The organism is Alteromonas sp. P256 (assembly GCF_036864455.1).
Taxonomy (GTDB): Bacteria; Pseudomonadota; Gammaproteobacteria; order Enterobacterales; family Alteromonadaceae; genus Alteromonas.
In genome coordinates, this window is sequence record NZ_JAZETM010000010.1 from 52,819 (window position 1) to 78,668 (window position 25,850).

Here is a 25,850-nt window from a genome sequence, read left to right on the forward strand (position 1 = left end):
AACGGCAATTCTTTAATTTTACGTACATTTTTTAATCAAAAAGTACAAGAAATTGGCTACAACCCTTTAAAATTAAGCATTGTAGCCATTACTATTTACGATTTCTTTTCTACCTTAAAACTTTCCACTGGCTCCTGAAGTGCAATGTCGAGGACATCATCAATCCATTTTACTGGGTGAATCGCCAAATCTTTTTTCACGTTATCAGGAATTTCTTCCAAATCACGTTCATTGTCTTTAGGAATAATGACCGTTTTGATACCGCCTCGATGGGCTGCTAAAAGCTTTTCTTTTAAGCCACCAATGGCGAGAACTTCACCCCGTAGCGTTATTTCGCCGGTCATAGCAACTTCACACTTCACCGGGTTGCCAGTAAGTGACGACACCAGCGCAGTACACATGGCGATACCGGCACTCGGGCCATCTTTCGGCGTTGCGCCCTCCGGCACGTGCACGTGAATATCCCGTTTTTCATAGAAGTCTTCATTAATACGAAGTTTTTCTGCGCGGCTTCTTACCACCGTCATGGCAGCCTTGATTGACTCTTGCATTACGTCGCCAAGAGAGCCTGTAGAGGTCATTTTCCCCTTACCTGGCACCGATGTAGTCTCAATGGTAAGTAAATCGCCACCAACTTGAGTCCACGCCAAACCAGTCACTTGACCAATCTGGTTGTCTTTGTCGGCCTTACCGTAATCAAAGCGCTGAACGCCAAGATAATCTTTTAAATTATCTTGAGTTACCGACACCTTGTCTTTGTTCTTTTTAAGAAGAACGTCTTTTACCGCTTTACGACAAACCTTTGAAATCTCACGCTCTAAACTACGTACACCCGCTTCTCTTGTGTAGTAGCGAATCATGCCGATAACCGCAGAGTCAGTAATTTCAAGCTCTTTGGCTTTAAGGCCATTGCGCTCCATCTGCTTACCAATTAAGTGGTTTTTCGCAATGTTCAGCTTTTCATCTTCGGTGTAACCAGACAGACGTATAACTTCCATGCGATCCAATAACGGACCCGGAATATTCATGCTGTTCGATGTAGCTACAAACATCACATCAGAGAGGTCGTAATCCACTTCTAAATAATGGTCACTGAAGCTGTTATTCTGCTCTGGGTCAAGCACTTCTAACAGAGCTGATGCTGGGTCGCCGCGCATATCAGATGAAATTTTATCAATTTCATCAAGCAAAAATAGCGGGTTCTTCACCCCAACCTTCGCCATTTTTTGAACAAGTTTACCGGGCAAAGAGCCGATATAAGTTCGACGATGGCCTCGAATTTCGGCCTCATCTCTCACGCCGCCAAGTGCCATACGCACATACTTTCGGCCGGTTGCTTTAGCTACAGACTGACCCAGTGATGTTTTACCTACACCAGGAGGACCCACTAAGCACAGGATGGGACCTTTCAGCTTCTTAACGCGTTGCTGAACGGCTAGATACTCAAGAATGCGCTCTTTGACCTTCTCAAGACCGTAATGATCTTCATTAAGCACTTCTTCAGCTTTTGCCAAATCTCTTTTCACAGGAGAACGTTTGTTCCATGGAACGTTCGTTAACCATTCAATGTAGCTGCGAAGCACAGTAGCCTCTGCTGACATAGGCGACATCATCTTCAGCTTTTGAAGTTCTGATTTCGCTTTGTCTTCAGCTTCTTTAGGCATTTTGGCGTCAGCAATCTTTTTAGCTAGCGCTTCAAATTCGTCAGGTGCATCGTCTAGCTCGCCAAGCTCTTTTTGAATGGCTTTCATTTGCTCATTCAAATAATACTCGCGCTGGCTTTTCTCCATCTGTTTCTTAACGCGGGTACGAATTTTTTTCTCAACCTGCAACAGATCGATTTCGCCTTCCATCAGCGCCATCAAGTATTCAAGACGCTCGTTAACGCTTTGCATCTCTAATACTTTTTGCTTCTCCGTCAGCTTAAGCGGCATGTGTGCTGCCATGGTATCTGCTAAACGTGCAGCGTCTTCGATACCGTTTAGTGAAGTGAGTACTTCCGGCGGTATCTTTTTATTCAGCTTTACATAACCTTCAAACTGAGAGACTGCGGAGCGAATGAGAACTTCCTGCTCACTCTCTTCGATGTCTTCATCATCAATTTGGTCAACGGCAGCAACGAAATACGGATCGGCTTGTTTATAGCTTTCGATTTGGCCGCGTACACTACCTTCAACTAGAACTTTCACCGTTCCGTCCGGTAATTTTAAAAGCTGTAAAATAGTCGCTATAGTACCTACTGTGTAGATATCATCAGATTCAGGCTCATCAACGCCAGCATCTTTTTGTGCTACTAAGAAAATTTGTTTGTCGTTTTCCATTGCTGCTTCCAGGCAGCGGATAGATTTTTCACGCCCTACAAAAAGGGGTATGACCATATGCGGGTATACGACCACGTCCCGCAGGGCAAGCACAGGAATTTCAATGCGATTTTCACGCTCAACTGTCATACTTGTTCTCAATTTATTTCCGATGTGGTTTTATATGGGGATGTAAGAGCAAAGTTCAATCTAAACTTCTTAAAGTGCGTTAATTCCTTACCATCCCTTACCTTTTGCTTCTACACAAAGCAAATTAGATACGTGAATTAGATATTATCGATTACATTGCGTCGCGTTTATCATTAGCTCACACAAATACCATTATCGATTTTAACGCTTAAGGCAATAGGCAGAGGGCAGATCTATATCAAAGGATGGACTTTATCGTGCTGTTAGCTCAAATAACAGACAGCTTAGCGGGCATAGCGCCGAAAATTGGACGCGGCGGCTAAGGCTCAAATATCAATGCAAAATAATGTGCTAGAGAAAAAAAAAGCCCCGAAGGGCCTTTTTCCAGCAAATTAATCGCTATTCTGATGCGGCTTTTTTCTCATTACTGTCGTAAATCAAAATAGGTTTAGACTCGCCGCGTATAACGGTCTCATCTATCACCACTTTACTCACATCGTCGGTAGACGGAAGATCGTACATTGTCTCGAGCAATACTGCCTCAACAATAGAACGAAGCCCACGAGCACCGGTTTTACGCTCCATTGCCTTTTTCGCAATAGCGTTTAATGCGTCTTCGCGGAACTCAAGCTCAACGTCTTCCATTGAGAAAAGTGCACCGTATTGCTTAGTTATCGCATTCTTCGGCTCGCGAAGAATTTGAATAAGTGCTTCTTCGTTTAGCTCTTCTAAGCTTGTTACGACAGGTAAACGACCGATAAATTCTGGAATTAATCCGTACTTCACCAAATCTTCTGGCTCAACTTGCTTAAACAGTTCACTTATTTGCTTACCATTTTCTTTTGATTTAACCGTCGCACCAAAACCTATACCCGTGTCTTTTTGTGCACGTTGCTCAATCACTTTATCAAGACCGGCAAATGCACCACCACAGATAAATAAGATTTTTGACGTATCTACCTGCAAGAACTCTTGTTGAGGGTGCTTTCTTCCGCCTTGTGGAGGAACAGACGCTACTGTGCCCTCAATAAGCTTCAACAGCGCTTGCTGTACACCTTCACCAGACACATCTCGTGTAATTGACGGGTTGTCTGACTTACGAGAGATCTTGTCGATTTCATCAATATAGACAATACCGCGTTGGGCTTTTTCTACATCGTAGTCGCATTTTTGTAAAAGCTTCTGAATTATATTTTCAACGTCTTCACCCACATAACCCGCTTCGGTTAGCGTAGTCGCATCGGCCATGGTAAATGGAACGTCTAACAATCGAGCTAGTGTTTCAGCAAGAAGTGTTTTACCGCTTCCCGTTGGACCGATAAGAAGAATATTACTTTTACCAAGCTCTACGCCATCGTGAACATCACCATTGCGCAAGCGCTTGTAATGGTTATAAACCGCTACAGAGAGTACTTTTTTAGCGTGGTCCTGCCCTATCACATAATCGTTAAGATGCTCGTGGATCTCGGCGGGTTTAGGTAAAGCATCCTGCTTTTGCTTAGGCGCAATTTCCTTGATTTCTTCGCGAATGATATCGTTACATAACTCAACACACTCGTCGCAAATGAATACCGACGGGCCTGCTATTAACTTTCTCACTTCGTGCTGGCTTTTGCCACAAAACGAGCAGTACAGTAGCTTGTTATCACCGTCACCGCTTTGCTTATCACTCATTACTTTTGCCTCTGCCTTGCCTGAGCCACACACTAAATCACACGATATTTTGGCTCAGATTTACTATAACTATACTACTTGGTTGCAGCAACGTCAGAACGGTTTGCCAACACTTGGTCAACTAATCCATATTCTTTTGCATCAGATGCATTTAAGAAATTATCACGGTCTGTGTCTTTTGCGACTTTTTCGTAGTCTTGACCGGTATGTTCGGCCATTAGGCGATTTAGTTTTTCTTTAATATAAAGAATTTCTTTCGCGTGTATCTCAAAATCTGATGCTTGGCCTTGGAATCCGCCGAGAGGTTGATGAATCATCACTCGAGAATTAGGTAAACAATAGCGCTTGCCTTTGGCACCCGCTGAAAGCAAGAAAGCTCCCATGCTAGCCGCTTGGCCCATACATACTGTGCTCACATCAGGCTTGATAAACTTCATGGTATCGTAAATTGCCATACCTGCTGAAACTGAACCGCCAGGAGAATTGATATAAAGGAAAATGTCTTTCTCTGGATTTTCCGCTTCTAAGAACAACATCTGCGCAACAATAAGGTTGGCCATGTGATCTTCAACTTGCCCCACCAAGAAAATAACATTTTCTTTTAATAGGCGAGAATAAATGTCGTAAGAGCGCTCACCTTTAGAGGTTTGCTCTACAACCATTGGAACAAGTGCATTCATAGGGTCAAACGGAGTGTTAGTCATAACTACCTTTATTATCTAGCGTTAAAAACAAAAATGCTCGGAAGGCTCCGAGCATTTAAGCAGTTGCTGACAAGTAATGTCAATCAGACAGTAAAAAATTACGCCTGTTTGTTCATTACCTCGTCAAAAGCTTTGGTTACTTCAGTAACTTTAGCTTGCTCAAGAACCCACTCGATAGCTTGCTCTTCTAGCGCAACGTTCTGCATTTGCTGCATTAGCTCTTGGTTGTTGTTGTAGTACTCTACAACTTCACTTGGATCTTCGTACGCTGATGCCGCTGTTTCGATCATCTCTTTTACGCGTTCTTCGTCAGCTTTAAGCTCGTTTTGCTTAATCACTTCACCTAGAAGTAGGCCAATTGAAACACGACGTTTCGCGTTATCTGTAAACAACTCAGCAGGCAGGTCTGGAAGATTTTGACCACCGCCCTGTTGGCTGAAACGCTGCTTCGCTTGTTCGCGAAGTGCATCAATTTCCTGATCGATAAGCGCCTGCGGAATGTCAATCTCGTTTGCATCTACTAGCTTAGAGATAACATCTTCTTTTACTTGTGCTTTAAGCGTTTGGTCTAACTCGCGCTGCATGTTCTTACGAACTTCCGCTTTAAGCGCATCAACGCCGCCTTCTTCAACACCAAATAGTGTTGCGAACTCTTCGTCTACCTTAGGGAGTGCCTGACCTTCAACTTTCTTAATTGTCGCCTTGAATACTGCATCTTTACCTTTCAGGTTTTCTGCGTGGTAGTCTTCCGGGAAAGTCACTTCAATAGTCACTTCCTCACCCGCTTTAGCGCCAACAAGTGGTTTTTCAAAACCAGGGATCATACGGCCTTGACCAAGCTCTAATGAAAAGTCTTCCGCTTTTCCGCCTTCAAACTCTTCACCGTCGATAGTGCCTACGAAATCCATGACTACTTTGTCATCTTTCTTCGCTTTACGCTTAACTTCTTTCCAAGTCGCGTGCTGCTTCTGAAGCGTTTCCATCATGTTGTCTAGGTCTTCGTCAGTAATCTCTACCGTCGGCTTTTCAATCTCGATGTCGCTTACACCCTTCACTTCAACGTCAGGGTAAACTTCAAAAGATGCTGTAAATTCTAAATCTTTACCGTCTTCGTCTGTCGTTAAATCAAACTTCGGCATACCAGCAGGCTGAATTTTTTCTTGAATAACTGCTTGGTAGAAGTTTTGCTGCATGACTTCACCAGAAACTTCTTGGCGAACTGCTTGGCCGAAACGTTTTTTGATTACGCTTACTGGAACTTTGCCAGGACGGAAACCGTTGATGCGCTGTGTTTTCGCCAACTGTTGTAAACGTGACTTAACTGCTGAATCAACCGTGTCAGCTGGAACGGTGATAGTAAGACGGCGTTCTAAACCCTGGGTCGTCTCGACTGAAACTTGCATTATATTACCTCAACTATACGCCTTTTCAGGCGTTTTGTTTTCAATCCCCTCTCCCGTCATGCTTAATAAGCACATCACTCGGGGTAGAGGTCGTTAAAAATCGTTTATGGGTTCAAAGTTGCACAATCCAAATAAGAATTTAAGTGTGTAAACACGCAACTTGAAATAAACGTATTGGTTAAAAAAAGACGCGGTAGTATACAGCCGCACACTTTGAGAGTCGAGAGGCAAAAACACGCTTTTAACATCGTTTTGCGCAATAAACGCGCAGAAAGGCAGAATTATTGAAAATTCATGCAGAACGCCGCTGAAAATGATAAATATAGGGAGATAAAGCAGTGGTCGGTGAGACAGGATTTGAACCTGCGACCCCTTGTACCCAAAACAAGTGCGCTACCAAGCTGCGCCACTCACCGACAATAGAAGTGCTGAAAAGCTTTTGAAAGAAGCTTGAACTTATGGTGCGGAAGGAGAGACTTGAACTCTCACGCCGTGAAGCACTGGAACCTAAATCCAGCGTGTCTACCAATTCCACCACTCCCGCGAAAAAGTGGGGTGGACGATGGGACTTGAACCCACGACAACCGGAATCACAATCCGGGGCTCTACCAACTGAGCTACGCCCACCACTGAGGTGTTATAGTTTACATGTGAATTGATAAACATGTAAACGTAAAGATTCTATCGATGTGGTCAGGACCTACCTGACCCGCATGGCGCGCCCGGCAGGATTCGAACCTGCGACCCACGGCTTAGAAGGCCGTTGCTCTATCCAGCTGAGCTACGGGCGCTCGACGAATCTTTTTTCTTTGCAAATGTTTTTGCAAAAAAGTGGTCGGTGAGACAGGATTTGAACCTGCGACCCCTTGTACCCAAAACAAGTGCGCTACCAAGCTGCGCCACTCACCGACAGTGTAACTGCTTTTGAAGCGTTTTGCCTCTGTGCCGTTACGGGGTGCGAATATTACTGACTTGCCCCCATCTCGTCAAACACTTTTTGAAATAAAAAAACCAACCGCTCATAAAGCGTGCATTATTGTGTTTTTTTATACAAACCGTATGCTTTTTGAACGTGAAATTGAGGTATTGGCCGTTGGTAAGCCGCAAAAACTTAAATACGCAGATGACTGGTAAGCATAAATAAAAAGCGCAGATGAAAAAAAGAATTGAAAGTAAATTAATAAGCGCACTTGATATCTGCTTTTCTTAATTAGACATTTTAGAACAATGTCCTAAGTACTACTTTTAAGAAGTCATACCCTCCACTCTCAGTCTTTAATCAAAAGCTCAGATTTACCGAAATAATAAACTGGTTTCATATATTGGTTTTGTGAAACAATAAGCAACACTCATTAATTACTTTATGAATTTGTGTTTATGACTGCTCACCTAATTGATGGCAAACTAATTGCCAGGCAAGTTCGCCAGCATGTTGCTTCTTACGTCGACTCATTAATAAAAGCGAAAAAGCGCCAACCCGGCTTGGCCGTAGTATTAGTTGGCAGTGACGCTGCCTCTCAAGTCTATGTATCAAATAAACGAAAGGCGTGTGAAGAAGTAGGATTTATATCTCGTTCTTTTGACCTTCCCTCAGACACCACAGAAGAAGCACTTCTTTCATTGGTAGATGAACTTAACGAAGACAAAGAAATAGACGGTATTCTCGTTCAATTACCGCTGCCAGCAGGACTGAACGCTGAGCGTGTCTTAGAGCGCATTCACCCGCACAAAGATGTAGATGGATTTCATCCCTATAACATAGGCCGTTTAGCGCAACGAATACCGGCCCTTCGCCCTTGCACCCCTAAGGGCATAATGACAATGATTGAATCAACGAAGCGCCCGGTAAAAGGTTTAGACGCAGTCATTGTTGGCGCATCAAACATTGTTGGTCGCCCAATGAGTCTTGAGCTGTTGCTGGCGGGATGTACAGTAACCACTTGTCATAAGTTTACGCAAGACTTAAAGAATCATGTTCAGCGCGCTGACTTGCTGGTCGTTGCCGTGGGTAAGCCCAATTTCATTCCTGGTAGCTGGATAAAACCCGGCGCCATTGTTATTGATGTGGGTATCAATCGTGTAAGCGACGGTTCATTAATTGGTGATATCGAATTTGAGCAGGCAAAAGAGCGTGCTGGATGGATAACGCCAGTGCCTGGCGGCGTGGGCCCGATGACGGTAGCAAGCCTTATTGAAAACACGCTAGAGGCGTACGTAAAGTATCATTCTTAGCAGCATTCTTAGTGACATCATTGCGCTAGTTTCGCATCGCATACGACCTATGCGATGCTTTTAAGAAATGCCTTAACGTAGCGCTTCATAGAATGGCCTAGCTTATAGCTGGGTGTTTTCTTACAGCACACTCTTACAAACTTGATTGCTTCTTTATACTTGAGGCACATATTAGCGAACAGTGTTATTTGATGAAACCAGTTGAATCTTCAGACGCTAAACAAGCGACACAGCACTCTAGTGATGAGAGCTCTGGTAACGAGCAATCTAGCGACAGCCACGCACACTACATAGAGGCCACTATGCAGTGGGTTGATGACGTTGTTATTCACCATAACTTTTGCCCCTTCGCATCTTTCGTAAGAACGCCAAATCAAATTCATTGCTGTGTAATAGCAGGCAATACCGGTGATGTACTAGAAGCACTTTTTGAGGAATTGAAACGCTTAGATAATGCTGACGATATTGCAACCACCCTCATAATTCTTTCAAACACGTCGTTTACAGATTTTAATGAATACTTAGATGTGCTGTCCATCGCAGAGGCCATGCTCCACGACTGGGGCTTTTCAGAGCGCTATCAGCTAGCCAGTTTTCACCCACAGTATGTTTTTGAGGGCAACAGCATTGATGACTCTGAAAATTACACTAACCGCTCACCTTATCCGCTCTTACATATAATTCGAGAAAGCGACATTACTCGTTATATGAAAAACGAAGAGGATGCACAAAAGATATATACCCATAATATCGCAAAAGCCAACGAACTTGGCTGCCCTTATTTTGAAAAAACGTTGTCGTCTATCAAACAAGCAAAAAACAACAAAGATTCAACAAAATGACGATAAACGATGAATTTCGCATTAACGCAATTGCCACCATAGCAACACCATTCAAGCAAAAATTTGCGGTACCTCGGCAGGCTAACCTAAGCGCAGCAAAGGGCATTATTTCCTTTGCCACCGGTTTTGACGATATCAATATGTTGAAAGGTATCGAAGGTTACAGCCATCTATGGCTTCTATTTGTATTTCACGAAACAATGGAACGAGGTTGGAAAAGCACGGTTAAAGCCCCTCGTTTAGGCGGTAATGCCACCATGGGAGTGCTAGCAACGCGAAGTACCCATAGACCCAATTCCATCGGTATGTCGGTAGTAAAGAATAATGGTATTCATACTATCGACGGCAAACCAAGATTAGTGGTTGAAGGCATAGATTTAGTGGATGGTACTCCCATCATCGATATTAAACCTTACCTGCACTATGCCGACAGTATTCAAAACGCCACCGATAGCCTTGATCAAATGCGCCCTATACCTCAACGACCGGTAGCGTTTTTAGACGAAATTTCACCACAGCTTCTAAAAGCCTGTGAGCAACACAGCGATTTTGACGTTCTAGTGCGTGAAATTTTAGGCCAAGACCCCCGCCCCGCCTATAAACAAAGCACAGCAAGTGATGAAAAAACCTACAAAGTAACCCTTTACGATCGGGACATAGGATTTGTAGTGAAGAACGGCATTGTTGTCGTGACACAGATAAATACAATATAAACTACTCAGTATGTAGCCTAATGGCTCGTACTTAATTAGAATACGTAAGATCAAATTTTATTTTACAGGAATACTGTTTTACATGCGCACTAGTCAATATTTGCTCGCCACGCAAAAAGAAACACCTGCAGATGCAGAGGTTATCAGCCACCAGCTAATGTTACGTGCTGGTATGATCAGAAAGTTAGCGTCGGGGTTATATAATTGGCTGCCTTCAGGCCTTCGCGTTCTCAATAAAGTGGCCAATATCGTTCGTGAAGAAATGAACAAAGCCGGCGCAATTGAAATATTAATGCCTGTTGTTCAACCTGCCGATCTTTGGGAAGAATCTGGTCGCTGGGAAGAGTACGGCCCAGAATTACTGCGTGTGAAAGACCGCCATCAGCGTGATTTCGTATTAGGTCCCACTCATGAAGAAGTTATTACTGCTCTTGTACGCAATGAGGTGAGCAGTTATAAGCAGCTGCCGCTGAACCTGTATCAAATACAAACCAAATTTCGTGATGAAGTTCGCCCTCGCTTCGGCATTATGCGAAGCCGCGAGTTTACAATGAAAGACGCCTATAGTTTTCACTTAGAAGACTCGTGCTTAGAAACTACCTATCAAAAGATGTACGATGCCTACAGCAATATCTTCACCCGTTTGGGCCTAGATTTTCGTGCAGTCATTGCCGATTCTGGCTCAATTGGTGGTAATCATTCTCATGAGTTTCATGTATTGGCAGACTCAGGTGAAGACGCCATTGCGTTCTCTAATCAGAGCAACTATGCGGCAAACGTAGAGATGGCTCCCGCTACTGCACCTGAAAAAGCAATGGCCTCTGGTGCTGTGCGTGAGACTAAGCCTGTGAATGGTCACACTTTAGAAGAGGCACTTAGCAGTATTAATATTGCAGCGAGCAACGCGCTAAACGTGTTTGTAGTTAAAGGCGCTGAAACCGATGAAGGCAACGCTGACGCTGCGCTAAACAGTGATGAAAAATGGGTTGCGCTTGTACTTCGAGCAGACCACACACTCAACGATGTCAAAGCAGAAAAAATTGGTAGCGTTGCTACACCGCTGGTTCAAGCCTCTGCTGAAAAAGCTGCACAGGTACTGGGCGTTTCTCCTTTATTTGCAGATGCAACCACCTTAACTATTCCTACCTACGTTGATTTGAGCGCAGCAGCGCTAGCCGACTTTACTTGCGGCGCTGGCGAGCAAAACACATTAGCGATTAATTCAAATTGGTCTGAAGAGATTAACGCGGTTGATATTCGTAACGTAGTCGCTGGAGATGTATCTCCTGACGGTGAAGGAAACCTTGACATAAAACGCGGCATTGAAGTGGGTCATATTTTTCAACTTGGCAGAAAGTACTCTGAAGCCATGAACTGCGGCGTATTAAGCGAAACGGGTAAGCATCAAACGCTTACCATGGGCTGCTATGGTATTGGCGTATCTCGTATTGTTGCCGCTGCCATAGAACAAAACCATGACAAGTTTGGTATTAAATGGCCTGACGCTATCGCACCTTTCAAGGTGGCGGTTATACCGATGAACATGCACAAATCGCATCGCATAAAGGAAGCAGCTGAAGCCCTTTACGAAGCGCTTTTAGCCCTTGGCATTGACGTACTTTTCGACGACAGAAAAGAGCGTCCAGGTGTCATGTTTAATGACATGGAATTAATTGGTATACCTCATAGTATTGTTATTGGCGAAAGAAACTTGGATAATCAACAAGTTGAATATAAGAATAGAAGAACTGGCGATAAACAGTTATTAGATCTCAGTGCCGCTAAAGACTTTATAGCCGCGCTCTAACTTCTGGCGTTGCCCAAATATGTAGATGATGGGGCTTAGTATATGCGGTTAACATTTTATGGCGTCAGAGGTTCAATTCCGACTCCCGGTGCGGACTTCGTGCGCTATGGCGGTAACACTGCATGTGTGCATATTGAGCTTGAGGATGGTACCGATATCGTCCTCGACTCAGGTACAGGTATTCGCTTACTAAGCGCTCAACTTATTCAGAAGACGTCGCCAATTAACATTCTCCTTAGCCACAACCACTGGGACCATATTCAGGGCTTTCCCTTTTTCACGCCGATTTATCAAGAAGACAGAGAAATTAATATTTTTCCAGGTCAGACTAATCTCGATGAGCCTGATCAGATACTTCGGCAAATGGAAGGCTCCTTATTTCCTGTTCCACGTACTGCTTTGCACGCGAATATAGACATTGTGCAGCTACCAGCAGAGCAAGAAAGCTTTACTGTTGGCAGTGCACATATTCAACGTGTACCGATGAATCACCCAGGTAAAGGGAGCGCCTATTGCATTGAAGCCGATGGATGCAAAATAGCCTACATAACCGATAACGAGCTCTATCCTCCGTATAAAAAGGAAACGGATTTTCAGACATTTGCTGCTTTTGCTAGTAACGCCGACCTGTTAATCCACGACGCCCAATATATGGGCTCAGATATGCCTGCTAAAAATGGCTGGGGACACTCTGTTGCTGAAGAAGCCGTCAAACTTGCTATGGCAAGTAATGTTAAACAACTCGCTTTATATAGTCACGACCCAGAGCGCACTGACGACGACATTGATTTTGTGGTTGCGCACTGTAATGACTTCGTTGTTGCAGCTGAATCCCCGCTGACCATATTTGCTTCCGCTGAAGGCCAAACACTAGACTTCAACAAGCCTTAACTTAGAACTTTAATATTATAATTCGGAGAGTAAAAGGTGAATTTAAAGCCTTTGTTTTTTTTAATTGCATCTACGTACATTTTACTAGGTGCAAATACCCTTGTGCATGCGCAGGAGTCAGACTCAAGCGATGAACAAACAACATCTGATGCTGCTAAAAAGGAAGACAAAACTGATTTACCTTCAGCTATTGAAGAAGGCATTGAAGTTATCGATATCATCAAGCGAGATACCACAACAGAAAGTGCGCTGGATGATAGAATAGCAGGTGATAAAGAAGCCCTCGATAATGTGTTCGCTATTACTCAGCATCGCCAAAATTACCTGCTTCCTTTTACGTATGTTAAAAACCCAAACTCCGCGGGTAATCAGGATTTAACAGAAGAAAATGTAGATAGCAAAGAGGCTAAATTTCAGGTAAGCATGAAGCTGCCTTTATACCTAGAGGACACAGGTTTTGACGGACTGTATTTTGGTTTCACACTCACCTCGTTTTGGCAACTTTACAATAGTGAGGTGTCTAAACCATTTCGTGAAACCAACTATGAACCAGAAGTTTTTTGGCAAAAGACCGGCGACTACTCAGTACTAGGGTATAAGTTTAATACCTTTCAATTAGGTTTTAATCATATGTCTAATGGCCAAAGTGGCCTTCGTTCTCGCAGTTGGAACCGTATATTTGCCTCCATCACCTTTAGCGACAATGACGATATTTATTATCTAAAAACATGGTATCGCGTGCCAGAAGATGAAAAAGACGATCCCTTAGATGCCAGTGGCGATGACAACCCAGACATAGAGGATTTTTACGGCCGCTTCGAGCTTGGTTATGGCAGAAAAATTGGCGCGTTTAAAATGCTCGCTCTTGTTCGAAATAACTTGGACTTTGATGAAAATAGAGGTAGCTTTCAATTGGATATGACCTACCCTATTTCAGACCGCTATGAACTGCTAGTGCAATATTTCAATGGCTATGGCGACTCACTGATAGACTACAACCGCTCACAAGAGCGTATTGGCGTAGGCTTCCAAGTAACGTTTCTTTAAGGCCTGTTGGCAAAACGTTTTAGGTTATGTGCAGGAAAGCTGGAAACCGCTATTTAACAACACCTGCGGCGCGATACAGTTGTATATGTACATCAACAAGCGCCGCAATATCCCGTTGATATCCCCCTCCGATTACCGCTGCAATAGGGAGCCCTTGCCGCTCGGCTAAATCGAAAATCATTTTATCCCTTTGATATACTCCTTTTGTGGAAATATTTAACAGTCCCAAATCATCATTGATGTGCACGTCTACGCCAGCATCGTAAATAATGGCATCGGGATGAAACTGGCGAAATGCGAGTGTGATAGCCTGCTCCAACGTGGTGAGATATTCATCGTCCTCGGCCGCTTTAGAGAGACCAATATCAATGTTGGATACCTGTTTTCTATGGGGAAAGTTTTTTTCACCATGAAGAGAAAGGGTAAAGATATCATCATCGTTTTCGGCCAGCTTAGCAGTACCGTCTCCTTGGTGCACATCTAAATCAATAATAAGAATGTTATCGATGCCCTCGTGAGATTGCATAGCCTTCGCTGCCAAATACAAATCGTTAAACAGGCAAAAACCCGATCCGAAATCGGCAAATGCGTGATGATATCCGCCGGTCAAATTTAAGGCTTTGCCGGACTCTATGGCGAGATTGGCAGTTTGGATTGTTCCGGCCACAGCCGTTCGCGTGCGCGCTATCAGTTGCTCAGACCAAGGAAAGCCTATTCGTCGCATCGCTTTGTTATCAAGAGTACCTGTGGTGAGCTGTTCTACATATTGGGGAGAGTAGAAGCGTGTTAACTCAGTATCCGTTATTGGGGTTGGAGCGCTAAAACGCGATGAGCTCACTCCCCGGGCAACTAACTCATCTCTAATTCCCACGTACTTCTCGATTGGAAATCGATGCCGGTCTGGCAATGAGAGTTGGCTATAGATGGGATGAAATACTAGGGGGATCATGAAGTCTCAATAACCTTATTAACAGCATTAGTGGCAGAGGAAGCTGACGCTTCCTCAGTGAATACTGTCAAAGCAGGCTTAGCGGGTCAAACTGTTCACCACTTTTTCAACGTTGTATGACATATTTTTCATTGAGCGGGACATATCGTCACGCTGGGCGAGTTCATGATAGCGCTCAGCAGAAGACACTACATTACCAATAATAGATTCAACTTGCCCTAGCACAGCCTCTTGCTCATCAGCCGCTTCATTAAGTGCCACCACCACACTCGCCGTCTCTTGGATATCCTTCACAACCGTGTTTAATCGCTCAAGTGCCGACTCTGCCTCAGCGGCATTGGTGTCAGATAGCTGTTTGCCAGCATTCATAGCCGTTACCGCACTCATTGCCTCTGACTCGAAGCTGCTTAGAATATCGTTAATCTCTCTGGTGGATTGTTGAGTTTTAGCCGCCAACGCTCTTACTTCATCAGCAACTACAGCGAAGCCTCTACCGTGTTCTCCTGCCCTTGCTGCCTCAATGGCTGCATTAAGTGCTAATAAATTAGTTTGATCTGCTATTTCATTGATAACATTCACAACTTTTAGAATGTTCGTACTGCGAGATTGAAGCTCAGTCACAATGTCACTTGATGCAGTAACCGTTTGCGCAAGTTGCCTAAACCCAACGTTAGCTTTTTCGAATGTGGTGTAGCAACTTGCTACATTTTGCTCTGAATTGTTGGTGGCTACGGCTACCTGGTCAGTGATAGCTACCAGATTTTGCACAATGCCCTTTAACTTATCCGTGCTAGTGTCCAAAGAACGAGACGTGTCTCTTTGCTCATTCGCCCCTTCCATTATTGTATCACTCACGCTTCCTAGTGCAGACACTGTATCACTCATTTCCTGCTCAGCCTCTTTGAGTTGCTCAACAGAAACTTTAAGTTTGTGTTGCAATGCCCTTGCAGAATTTGCCAATATACCAAGCTCGTGGCGGCTCGAATATGTGAGGGAATAATCGTATTCACTCTTGGCAAGGTTAGCGATGCACGACGCAATGTCTTTAGTAGGTCTTATTACCTGTGAACGAAGCCTTGCGATAACGTAACTCAAAGACAATATTGATAACACAATGGCGGCAAGAAGAATAAGCCACAGCATGTTACGCGCGCTTTGCTTAAGCTCTTCTATAGCGTTAGCCGACTGTGATGCTATATCCTCAGCAATACTGCCCAATAGTTTCGCGGGCTCTCTATCGATGCCTCGTACATAGCTATCACCGACTTTAGCGTTAAAGCCAGAATTGACAAAAGCGTCGTACCCTTCGCGATATTTGGTTGCCATTATGTTATGAGCTTTTTGAAACTGGCGAATCTCTGCTTTTGCTTCGTTACTGATTACCTCGTTTTGCAGCATGGTACTAAACTTTGTTTGAATGTCGCTTTCACGCTGCTTAAATCGCCCCCAGTATTTTTCTCTGTCTGCTTGTTTATGGCCTCGAAGCAAAACATTTTTCCATTCTTGCACTTGCGTTTTGAACGTATTGAGTATGTCATTAACATCACGTTCTGACTGTACAAGCGTATTTTCAAGTTCATCGAAATTGTTAAGCAACGTGAATGACTTGAAAATTGATGCCGCGTTCAATAACACTAAAAGAAAAAAGCTGGCAAGAACGGGCATAATAACCAAACGGCTTATGCTGGTGTAGTTGAACACTATTAGACCCTTATTTTAGATTATACTTGAGTATTAAATGATATTTTTATGACAGTTATGTGACGCCATAAGTATGAGAAGGCATACCATTGCTTAACCTGTTATACCTTAAATTTTATATCGAAGTTTCAACAACATACCCTAGTGAGACATAGTAAAAATATGTCGAAAAACATCACTCACAAGTACTGCATTTGTTGCCCAACTAAATATAGTCAACGATGTCGAAAAAGAAAGGTGCAATAGAAATGAAAAAAGAGCCACGAGGGCTCTTCTTAAGGTTATGCTAAGCGACTTATTAAACTAGTGTTAACCTACTTTTTAAGCTACTCACTTAAGCTGCTCGTGCTAGCTTTTGTAATAGCATTCACTATTCCCACTCAATAGTAGCGGGCGGTTTACCTGAGATGTCGTATACCACACGAGATATACCGTCTATTTCGTTAATAATACGGTTAGACACTTTACCAAGGAAATCGTAAGGCAGGTGTGCCCAATGCGCCGTCATAAAGTCGATTGTTTCAACAGCGCGAAGACTAACTACCCAGTCGTATTTACGCGCATCGCCCATAACGCCTACAGAGCGTACCGGTAAAAATACGGTGAATGCTTGACTCACTTTTTGGTATAAGTCTGCCGCATATAGCTCTTCAATAAAGATAGCATCGGCACGACGCAATAGGTCGCAGTACTCTTTTTTAATTTCACCAAGTACACGAACTCCCAAACCTGGCCCAGGGAACGGGTGACGGTATAGCATGTCGTAGGGCAGGCCCAGCTCAAGACCAATTTTGCGCACTTCATCTTTAAATAATTCACGCAATGGCTCAACAAGTCCGAGCGCCATGTCATCTGGCAGACCGCCAACGTTGTGGTGAGACTTAATAACGTGTGCTTTACCTGTTGCCGACCCTGCAGATTCGATTACATCAGGATAGATAGTACCCTGAGCTAGCCATTTAGCATTAGCAAGCTTGCCGGCTTCTTCATCAAAAACACGAACAAACTCGTTACCAATGGCTTTGCGTTTAAGCTCTGGATCTTCAATACCTTCTAAGCGAGCTAAAAATCTTTCTTCAGCATCAATACGAATGATATTCAAACCAAAGTGGTCGCCAAACATCTCCATAACTTGGTCGGCTTCGTTTAATCGCAACAGCCCGTTATCAACAAATACGCAGGTAAGATTTTTGCCAATAGCGCGATGTAAAAGCATGGCGGTAACCGAGGAATCTACGCCGCCAGAAAGACCGAGTATGACCTCATCATCGCCGACTTTTTGCTTAATGCGCTCAATAGCATCTTCAATTATCGCACCCGCAGTCCATAGCTTTTCACACTGACACACGTCCATAACGAAATGCGTTAATAAACGCATGCCCTGACGAGTGTGGGTCACCTCTGGGTGAAACTGTACACCGTAGAACTGTTTTTCTTCGTTATACATAGCCGCGTGAGGGCAAGACGCAGTCTGGGCGATGGTCTCAAAACCAGCGGGAATAGCAGACACTTTGTCGCCGTGGCTCATCCATACATCAAGACGAGCGGCTCCATTATCACCGATAGCATCTTCAATCTTATCAAGTAATGGACTTGGCTTGATGACCTCTACTTGAGCATAACCAAACTCACGCTTGTCTGAACCAAGTACACCGCCACCAAGCTGGTGAGCCATAGTCTGCATACCGTAACAAATTCCAAAAACAGGAACGCCGGCCTCAAACACATAATCAGGTGCTCGCGGTGACTCTTCTTCGGTTACCGACTCTGGACCGCCTGACAATATGATCCCTTGGGGATTGAATGCGCGAATTTGCTCTTCGGTTACATCCCAAGCCCATAGCTCGCAGTATACGCCTATTTCACGTACTCGGCGTGCTATTAGCTGTGTATATTGCGAACCAAAATCCAAAATAAGTATTCGTTGAGCGTGTATGTCTGAACTCATAAAAAGCCTTTTTTTCTTTTCAACCACTAAGCCAAATTGCGTCATATGGCGTCATATGGCGTGGGCAAAGTGTTTGTAAACAACCTGTCCGAGGCATGGATGCCGAGGCCAAGCTCCCGTGGGTGGGTTTACAGCGTGGCTGTGTCAGGCACTATGCCCACGCTGAACAATAACTCGCCTTAACCTAGACGGTAGTTTGGCGCTTCTTTAGTAATACTTACATCGTGCACGTGACTTTCGCCCATACCCGCTGCTGTGACGCGAACAAACTGTGCTTTGGTATTAAGCTCTTCAATAGTAGCGCATCCCGTCAAGCCCATTGCTGAGCGAAGGCCGCCCATTTGCTGATGAATAATATTGGCAATAGGTCCTTTATAAGCAACGCGACCCTCAATACCTTCTGGTACTAATTTTTCAGCATTATTGGATTCTTGGAAATAACGGTCTGATGAACCATGGCTTTGGTTCATGGCGCCTAACGACCCCATGCCGCGGTAAGATTTGTAATAACGACCTTGGAAAAGCTCAACTTCACCAGGTGCTTCTTCGGTACCTGCAAGCATGCTGCCTACCATCACGCAGCTTGCACCTGCTGCTAATGCTTTGGCGATATCACCTGAGAAACGAATACCGCCATCAGCGATCACTGGAATACCCGTGCCTTCAAGCGCTTCTACCGCATCGGCGACGGCAGTAATCTGCGGCATACCACAACCGGTTACAATACGAGTTGTACAGATTGAACCCGGGCCTATACCTACTTTCACTGCGTCTACGCCTGCACCCGCTAGTGCTTTTGCACCTTCACGAGTGGCTACGTTACCAGCAATAATTTGTACGTCAGGGTAATCTTGTCGTACTTTCTTTACGCGGTCGATAACGCCTTGCGAGTGACCGTGAGAGGTGTCAATTAACAGTACGTCAACACCCGCATCGACTAAGAGTTTTATGCGTTCGTCAGTACCTGGGCCAACACTTACAGCCGCACCAACACGCAATCTACCTAGTGAGTCTTTACAGGCATTCGGTTTGTTTTCTGCTTTTTGGAAATCTTTTACCGTAATAAGGCCGGTAAGCTTGAATGCGTCGTCCACAACTAGAATTTTTTCGATGCGATGCTCATGCATCAAATCAAGAACCACGTCAGAACTAGCGCCTTCTTTTACCGTGACAAGGTCGTCTTTACCTGTCATGACGTTGCTAATAGGCAGCTCTAATCGCTTTTCGAAACGAAGGTCGCGACCTGTCACTATACCAATGAGGTTATTTTCTTCATCGGTAACAGGGAAACCTGAGTAACCTTTGCTTTTCGATAAAGCAATAACGTCGCCAATAGTCGCGTCTTTAGTTACTGTAACAGGGTCGGATACTACACCGCTCTCATACTTTTTAACTTCAAGAACGTGTTTTGCTTGCTCTTCAGGCTTCATGTTTTTATGAATAAACCCGATCCCACCTTCTTGTGCCAATGCAATGGCTAAGGGGGCTTCAGAAACCGTATCCATGGCGGCTGACACCATAGGAATATTCATTGTCACATTGCGCGTAAGACGCGTTTGTAGACTTGCTGTGTGAGGGAGGACGGTTGAGTGGCCAGGAACTAGCAACACATCGTCAAAAGTAAGGGCTTCTTGGATGATACGTAGCATGCAACAACACCTATTCAGTTGAGGGTTAATTGCGGCGTGATTGTAGTGTTTTTTGGTTTTAAGGTAAACTCTATTTGTATTAAACCATGTGATTTTTTTTATGTTTACAAATTCGCCATCTACATCTCGACAAATTTTAACAGTAACAAAGCTAAATCGATTGGCTAGAACCGTGCTTGAGGGCGAAATTGGCCTGATTTGGCTGTCTGCTGAAATTTCCAATTTTGTCTGTGCAGCATCAGGACATTGGTACTTCACGTTAAAAGACAACAAAGCCCAGGTACGCGCTGCCATGTTTAAGGGCTCAAACCGCTCGGTGCGAGTACGACCAAAAGAAGGCGATAAAATATTAGTGAGAGCGTCGGTGGGTCTTTATGAGGCTAGAGGCGACTATCAGCTAGTTGTTGAACATATGGAAAGTGACGGTGAAGGCGCTCTAAAACAGGCTTTTGAAGCGTTAAAGCTGAAACTCAACAACGAGGGTCTGTTCGACGCATCAACAAAACGAAGCCTGCCCACTTATATTACTCGCATTGGCGTAATCACCTCTTCTAGCGGCGCCGCCCTTCACGACGTACTTAGCGTTTTAAAACGTCGAAGCCCGCAAACACAGGTTATTGTATACCCTTCAATGGTACAGGGAGAAACTGCGCCAGCTCAGCTTATTCAGGCTCTTAAGAAAGCTAATGAAAGAAATGAAGTTGACGTACTGCTTCTAACCCGTGGCGGTGGTTCGCTAGAAGACTTGTGGTGCTTTAATAATGAAGCATTAGCGCGAGAAGTGTCGGCCAGTCATTTACCCATTGTGAGTGCTGTTGGCCACGAAGTCGATTTTACTATTTCTGATTTTGTAGCCGATTTGCGTGCCCCTACTCCTTCTGCTGCCGCTGAGCTTCTTAGCCAGGATTCGAACGATGTTGTGCAAAAGCTGGTGCAAAAACGCCAGCGTTTACAGCGGGCGATTGCACAGAAGCTCATTAGCAACAAACAACAACTGACCATTTTGCGTCAGCGATTACAAAACTTACACCCGCAGAGTAAAATACAGCATCAATGGCAATCACTAGACCGATTGCAGCTGCAATTGCTTCACAAAATGCAGCGAGATATAGCAGGCGCTGATAAACGACTGCAATCGCTAACTAGCCGGCTGAATAGACAAAACCCAGCACAACGCCTCGCGCAATCAAACAGTAATTTGGCCTATGTGAGAACGAGATTACTCAATAGCATGGCCGCACTGCTTGGCACCAAAAAGCAACAGCTGGCGTCAAATGCATCATTACTTCAATCGGTAAGTCCACTGTCTACACTGGCAAGAGGTTACAGTATTACTCTCTCTGAAAACGCTGCCGTAACGAGTGTAGAAGCGGTGAATAATGGCGATACAATAACAACCCGAGTGACGGACGGTGAAATAACCAGTAAAGTAATCAAAACGTTAAAGGAATAACTCAGCCAATTATGCCGACCTTTCGCAGCTTCGCTTTTCGAATAGCCTCTTTGTCTCTTGCTATGGTTTCAACTGGAGCACTCCTTTCTATTGGTACTTTTTTACCTATAGCACACGCCGTTGTAACCAAACCTGCCGTACATAGCGTCTCGGCACCAGTCTCTGTATTTTCTACCTATCCGTCGTCTGAGCTCATAGCCTTGTGCAATGAGCCAGAGAGTCGCTGCGAAGAAGATAGTATTACTCCCGACGAATTTGTGTCTGCCCTAAAAGCAACCTCATATTTAACGTCGCTGCAGCCTTATGCAGAGAATAATGACTATGAACTGTTAATAGCCAATGTGGGGAAAGTATCCACTCAATTTGCTGAAATAACGCTGCAGTGGCGGGGAATGGAAATAAACTCCCATATTGTTAAGACAAGTGCACAGAAACCGGCTGAGAGTGGAAATTTTCAATATGCCGAAACACTTATCAAGCAGTGGGAAGACAATGCGGTCAAGAAAGGAATTTTTACCGCAGAATTCCTTTATCGCGCTCTTGAGGCAAGTAATTACCAGCATGACTTAGCAGTGCCTAATTCATTTGGGCAGTTTACTAAGCTAGACACCCAACTTTTTGCAGATCCATTTAGTGGCGCCATTACCCGATATACGCATCCTGCTTATGAAGATGCCCTCGTTGATGTCATTGTTTACCCGTTTACACACAAGATAACTGAAGATGATCGCACGCTGTTAAACGAGCAACTTGATGTCGACCTAGCGAAAGCGAGTGCGGTAGCAAAAGCTCAGCAACTTACTCTTACTCTTTCTAGCCCGGCAGCACCATATAAAGTAGAAGGCATTGCCGATGGGTGGCGACTTGGCATTACGGCCGAGTCTGAGAAAGCCCCCACACTCTATGCATCTACCTACGTATTTAGAAAGCATGACAAAATCATAAAAATAGCCACCACCTTTCCTACCGATTTCTCAGATCCACTTGTGAATGAGCTAATACAGCGTGTGGATGTACCAAAGGAATCGGTGTTAATGAAGCGGGTTCGAAAGCTGTTATAAATAGCTATTCTGAAATGCTGCTGTTCTGAATTGATGCTGTACAGTAATTGTTATTAAGCACGCGACAGGAACAAAACGGTAAAACTGGGCTTTAAAACAAAAAACCGACGAGTTACCCAAGCGTAATCGTCGGTTTTTTACTATTTTGCTCGTACTATTTGTCTTTATAGAAAGACATCATGCGACGGCGTTTACGCTGCTGCGCTAGCGTTAAGTTATTCTTCTTCCCTTCAAACGGGTTGGCCCCTTCTCTAAACTCAATCTTGATGGGCGTTCCCATGATCTCAAGTGCTTTTCTAAAGTAGTTCATTAAGAAGCGCTTGTATGAGTTCGGTAAATCATCTACCTGGTTGCCATGTATAACAATAACAGGAGGATTGTAACCACCCGCATGGGCATACTTCATTTTCACTCTTCTGCCGCGAACAAGCGGTGGCTGATGGTCATCTTGAGCCATTTCCATAATCTTAGTGAGTATTGATGTGTTTATGCGTTTAGTTGCGCTTGAGTACGCTTCCTGAACAGATTCAAACAAGTTACCCACACCCGAACCGTGAAGAGCTGAAATAAAGTGAATGCGCGCAAAATCGACAAAGCCTAAGCGTCTATCCATTTCACGCTTAATATCGTCTTTCACATCACTACTTAACCCATCCCACTTATTGACCGCTAGCACTAACGAACGGCCAGAGTTTAAAACGAAACCGAGCAAGCTCAAATCCTGATCGGTGATCCCCTCGCGAGCATCAATAACCAATAGCACTACGTTCGCTTCTTCAATGGCTTGAAGAGTTTTAACAATGGAAAACTTTTCAACCGCCTCGTTGATCTTCTTACGCTTTCTCACGCCGGCAGTATCGATGAGAACATATTCCCGTTCATCTCGTTCCATAGGAATATAAATACTGTCGCGAGTAGTGCCCGGCTCATCATAAACCACCACCCGCTCTTCGCCTAAAATGCGATTGGTTAGCGTAGACTTTCCAACGTTCGGTTTACCCACAATGGCAAGCTTGATAGGTAAGTCTTGAAGTCGTTGACGCTGTGCTTCTGCATCCTCTTCGCCTTCAGGCTCGACGTCATCCACTATTTCCATATCTGGAAAATCAGCTTCAAGAGGCGCTAAACCGTCTTGTAATAATTGACTCACACCTCGACCATGGGCGGCAGCAATTTGCTTAACCTCACCTAACCCAAGCTTATAAAACTCAGCACTCTCACTGTCGCCGTCAATACCATCTACTTTATTAGCAACGATAAAAACTTTTTTGTTAATGCGACGAAGATGGTCGGCAATGCCTTGATCTGCTGGCAGTAACCCTGCTCTTGCATCAACCAAAAACATCACGACATCAGCTTCTTCTATGGCAAGAAGTGACTGCTGGGCCATTTCAGCGTCGATGCCTTCTTCATCACCCGTAATTCCCCCTGTATCCACGACGATGAATTGACGTCTTTCGAATTTGGCCTGACCATACTTTCGATCTCGCGTGAGACCAGGGAAATCAGCAACGAGTGCATCGCGAGTGTTTGTAAGACGATTAAATAAGGTCGATTTTCCAACATTGGGACGGCCAACCAGAGCAACAACGGGTAACATTTATCAGATCCTAAAGGTCATGAAAGCTAAAAAGCATAAACCGCAAGCGTTTAATAACGAAGTAATCTGTGCTTTAAATAATAGCACCAATAGCTCGTTGACAACTTGCGGTTTTGAATGAGCGCATTATACCCTTTAAGGGGGGTAATACCAATTCGGATTCATCACCTATGAGTGATGATGAGAGAATAATACCAGTTGGCATAGTCCGTTAACCACTCAGCGAGACTTAAAATGTGCGTAATCGCGGCGTATGACTGCAGGTACAGAGGCTCTACATCAAGGTGACACAACAAAAAATACGGACATTTTAAACTCGGCTTTTGGGAAAGTCTGGCAACAAAAAAACGCCGTTGTGACGGCGCTTTTTAGGTTCTCTTTTGAGGGGCTATTCTATTTAAGGTGCTTTATTTACAGGAGTTTATTTAAGGAACCTTATTTACGGGACTTTGACCGAAGCCACCACTCCGTTGCGGGTAATAGCAACTATCGCGCCTTCAGCAACGATAGGCTCTACGTAAATAGAGTCATCTTCGTCATCGCCACCCACGTCTAAACGGGCAACAATGTCACCACTTTCCTTTTCAATCCAGTGCAGAAAACCCCATTTATCGCCCACAACTACGTATTCACCCACAGGCGTTGCTGCCGTCAATGAGCGCTGCTTAAGCGTACCTTGCGACCAAAGCTCTACACCGTTTCGTCTGTCTAAAGCGTAAACGGTAGACGCGTTATCAACAACAAAAATCTGATTGCCATCAATATTTAGGTTGCGATATGAAGAATACTCTCGTTTCCAGATTACTCGACCTGAACGCAGTTCAACTGCCGCCAACGTACCATTGTACGAGACGGTATAAATAGTTCCGCCATACAGCACAGGAGTAGTGTCGATATCAACAATACGCTCTAATTCGGTGGCACCTGATGGCGTAGAAATAACGGTTTCCCATGCCAATACACCAGTATCAATAAGATTAACCTGAAGCTTGCCTGTTGGAGCACCCACAATCACACCGCCATTTGACGCTATCGGCCCTGAAATGCCGCGTAATGTTAAAGGAGGTGTATCGCCTTCATGACGCCACAGCTGCTCACCGGTTCGTGTATTAAAACCGAATAAGCTGCCAGAACCGGTATTAACCACTAAAATACCGTCATCGGCTGCTGGGGCTGCTAATACTTCACCTGGCACGGTAGCGTCCCACACTAGCTCGCCACTTTCGGCATCTAGCGCAGCAACATAGCCGTTTTCAGTGCCAATAAAAACATGTCTATCAGCAACAAAAATACCACCAATACGGGCACTTTCACCACTGCTCCATAAATTGCTAACAGAACTCAGCATGCCTTCTGTGCGAAACGTAGCAAAGTTCTTTTCCCATACTACGTTGCCTGTTTCAGGCTCCATGGCAACGACGTTGCCGTGGCGGTCTGCTGCATAAAGTTTGTCGTACGCGTAAACCGGCTTAAGGCGTGAAAAGTAATGATTGACACCATCACCGATATCTCGCTCCCACTCTACCATTGGAGAAAACTTAGCTTCGATGGGCTTTAAGCGACGAATTTCCAGTTCTTCTTCATCAGCGAACCAGTCAGAAACGGTTGAACAGCCAGACAAAGTAATTGAAACCGCCAACGCCATTGAAATGGTGCGAGCAAATCGACCCTTACGGCCACAGGTGTTGTGAAACAAATTGCGTACCTCTTTAATTTTTATCAGCCT

The 25,850-nt window shown here is 44.4% G+C and carries 18 protein-coding genes and 5 tRNA genes; 8 read left to right on the forward strand and 15 right to left on the reverse strand.

What is annotated here, in order from left to right:
- Positions 1-95 precede the first annotated feature (95 nt).
- From lon to V7R39_RS14515, 9 genes are all read right to left on the reverse strand, one after another.
- Positions 96-2,450, reverse strand: a complete 2,355-nt coding sequence (lon, locus tag V7R39_RS14475) for an endopeptidase La (protein ID WP_163104990.1) — start codon at positions 2,448-2,450, stop codon at positions 96-98.
- Positions 2,451-2,849: 399 nt separating this feature from the next.
- Positions 2,850-4,124 carry an ATP-dependent protease ATP-binding subunit ClpX gene (clpX, locus tag V7R39_RS14480; protein WP_334031543.1) on the reverse strand — a complete coding sequence of 425 codons (1,275 nt, stop codon included), beginning with the start codon at positions 4,122-4,124 and terminating at the stop codon, positions 2,850-2,852.
- A gap of 74 nt (positions 4,125-4,198) precedes the next feature.
- On the reverse strand, positions 4,199-4,828 hold the full coding sequence (clpP, locus tag V7R39_RS14485) for an ATP-dependent Clp endopeptidase proteolytic subunit ClpP (protein WP_032096878.1): 630 nt from the start codon (positions 4,826-4,828) through the stop codon (positions 4,199-4,201).
- 98 nt (positions 4,829-4,926) lie between these two features.
- On the reverse strand, positions 4,927-6,231 hold the full coding sequence (gene tig / locus V7R39_RS14490) for a trigger factor (protein WP_334031544.1): 1,305 nt from the start codon (positions 6,229-6,231) through the stop codon (positions 4,927-4,929).
- A gap of 339 nt (positions 6,232-6,570) precedes the next feature.
- Positions 6,571-6,647, reverse strand: a tRNA-Pro gene (locus tag V7R39_RS14495).
- A gap of 43 nt (positions 6,648-6,690) precedes the next feature.
- Positions 6,691-6,775: transfer RNA gene (locus V7R39_RS14500), tRNA-Leu, on the reverse strand.
- 7 nt (positions 6,776-6,782) lie between these two features.
- Positions 6,783-6,858: transfer RNA gene (locus V7R39_RS14505), tRNA-His, on the reverse strand.
- Positions 6,859-6,945: 87 nt separating this feature from the next.
- Positions 6,946-7,022, reverse strand: a tRNA-Arg gene (locus V7R39_RS14510).
- A gap of 41 nt (positions 7,023-7,063) precedes the next feature.
- A tRNA-Pro gene (locus V7R39_RS14515) sits at positions 7,064-7,140 on the reverse strand.
- 468 nt (positions 7,141-7,608) lie between these two features.
- Here V7R39_RS14515 and folD point away from each other — a divergent pair.
- The 6 genes from folD to V7R39_RS14545 all read left to right on the forward strand — a co-directional run bounded on the left by folD (position 7,609) and on the right by V7R39_RS14545 (position 13,763).
- The gene (folD, locus tag V7R39_RS14520) at positions 7,609-8,463 is read left to right on the forward strand and encodes a bifunctional methylenetetrahydrofolate dehydrogenase/methenyltetrahydrofolate cyclohydrolase FolD (RefSeq protein WP_334031546.1); all 855 of its coding nucleotides are present in this window, start codon (positions 7,609-7,611) and stop codon (positions 8,461-8,463) included.
- A gap of 191 nt (positions 8,464-8,654) precedes the next feature.
- Complete coding sequence (locus V7R39_RS14525) at positions 8,655-9,305, forward strand: DUF1415 domain-containing protein (protein WP_334031548.1); 651 nt, start codon at positions 8,655-8,657, stop codon at positions 9,303-9,305.
- Entirely contained in the window at positions 9,302-10,018 is a 717-nt protein-coding gene (gene tsaA, locus V7R39_RS14530) for a tRNA (N6-threonylcarbamoyladenosine(37)-N6)-methyltransferase TrmO (protein WP_334031549.1), read from the forward strand. Before V7R39_RS14525 ends, tsaA begins: the two co-directional genes overlap by 4 nt.
- Positions 10,019-10,100: 82 nt before the next feature.
- On the forward strand, positions 10,101-11,825 hold the full coding sequence (locus tag V7R39_RS14535) for a proline--tRNA ligase (protein WP_334031550.1): 1,725 nt from the start codon (positions 10,101-10,103) through the stop codon (positions 11,823-11,825).
- Between the two features lie 42 nt (positions 11,826-11,867).
- Positions 11,868-12,716 carry an MBL fold metallo-hydrolase gene (locus tag V7R39_RS14540; RefSeq protein WP_334031552.1) on the forward strand — a complete coding sequence of 283 codons (849 nt, stop codon included), beginning with the start codon at positions 11,868-11,870 and terminating at the stop codon, positions 12,714-12,716.
- 36 nt (positions 12,717-12,752) lie between these two features.
- Complete coding sequence (locus V7R39_RS14545; protein ID WP_334031554.1) at positions 12,753-13,763, forward strand: phospholipase A; 1,011 nt, start codon at positions 12,753-12,755, stop codon at positions 13,761-13,763.
- Positions 13,764-13,812: 49 nt separating this feature from the next.
- Here V7R39_RS14545 and V7R39_RS14550 read toward each other — a convergent pair whose 3' ends face one another.
- The 4 genes from V7R39_RS14550 to guaB all read right to left on the reverse strand — a co-directional run bounded on the left by V7R39_RS14550 (position 13,813) and on the right by guaB (position 20,010).
- Positions 13,813-14,712 (reverse strand): histone deacetylase family protein, encoded by a 900-nt coding sequence (locus V7R39_RS14550; RefSeq protein WP_334031556.1) that lies wholly within the window; start codon positions 14,710-14,712, stop codon positions 13,813-13,815.
- A gap of 78 nt (positions 14,713-14,790) precedes the next feature.
- Complete coding sequence (locus V7R39_RS14555; RefSeq protein ID WP_334031557.1) at positions 14,791-16,413, reverse strand: methyl-accepting chemotaxis protein; 1,623 nt, start codon at positions 16,411-16,413, stop codon at positions 14,791-14,793.
- Between the two features lie 370 nt (positions 16,414-16,783).
- Positions 16,784-18,361: a glutamine-hydrolyzing GMP synthase gene (gene guaA / locus V7R39_RS14560; protein WP_334031558.1), complete on the reverse strand. Its 1,578-nt coding sequence runs from the start codon at positions 18,359-18,361 to the stop codon at positions 16,784-16,786.
- A gap of 179 nt (positions 18,362-18,540) precedes the next feature.
- Positions 18,541-20,010 carry an IMP dehydrogenase gene (guaB, locus tag V7R39_RS14565; RefSeq protein ID WP_334031560.1) on the reverse strand — a complete coding sequence of 490 codons (1,470 nt, stop codon included), beginning with the start codon at positions 20,008-20,010 and terminating at the stop codon, positions 18,541-18,543.
- 100 nt (positions 20,011-20,110) lie between these two features.
- Between guaB and xseA the strand changes: the two genes are divergently transcribed.
- Together xseA and V7R39_RS14575 are read left to right on the forward strand one after the other, a co-directional pair.
- A complete protein-coding gene (xseA, locus tag V7R39_RS14570) occupies positions 20,111-21,463 on the forward strand; it encodes an exodeoxyribonuclease VII large subunit (RefSeq protein WP_334031561.1) in 1,353 nt (450 codons plus the stop codon).
- Between the two features lie 11 nt (positions 21,464-21,474).
- Positions 21,475-22,524: a hypothetical protein gene (locus V7R39_RS14575; protein WP_334031562.1), complete on the forward strand. Its 1,050-nt coding sequence runs from the start codon at positions 21,475-21,477 to the stop codon at positions 22,522-22,524.
- A 154-nt stretch (positions 22,525-22,678) separates the two neighbouring features.
- On the opposite strand, the gene der is transcribed toward V7R39_RS14575, so the two are convergent.
- A complete protein-coding gene (gene der, locus V7R39_RS14580) occupies positions 22,679-24,124 on the reverse strand; it encodes a ribosome biogenesis GTPase Der (protein WP_334031564.1) in 1,446 nt (481 codons plus the stop codon).
- Between the two features lie 439 nt (positions 24,125-24,563).
- Positions 24,564-25,820 (reverse strand): outer membrane protein assembly factor BamB, encoded by a 1,257-nt coding sequence (gene bamB / locus V7R39_RS14585; RefSeq protein WP_334031565.1) that lies wholly within the window; start codon positions 25,818-25,820, stop codon positions 24,564-24,566.
- Positions 25,821-25,850: the final 30 nt, after the last annotated feature.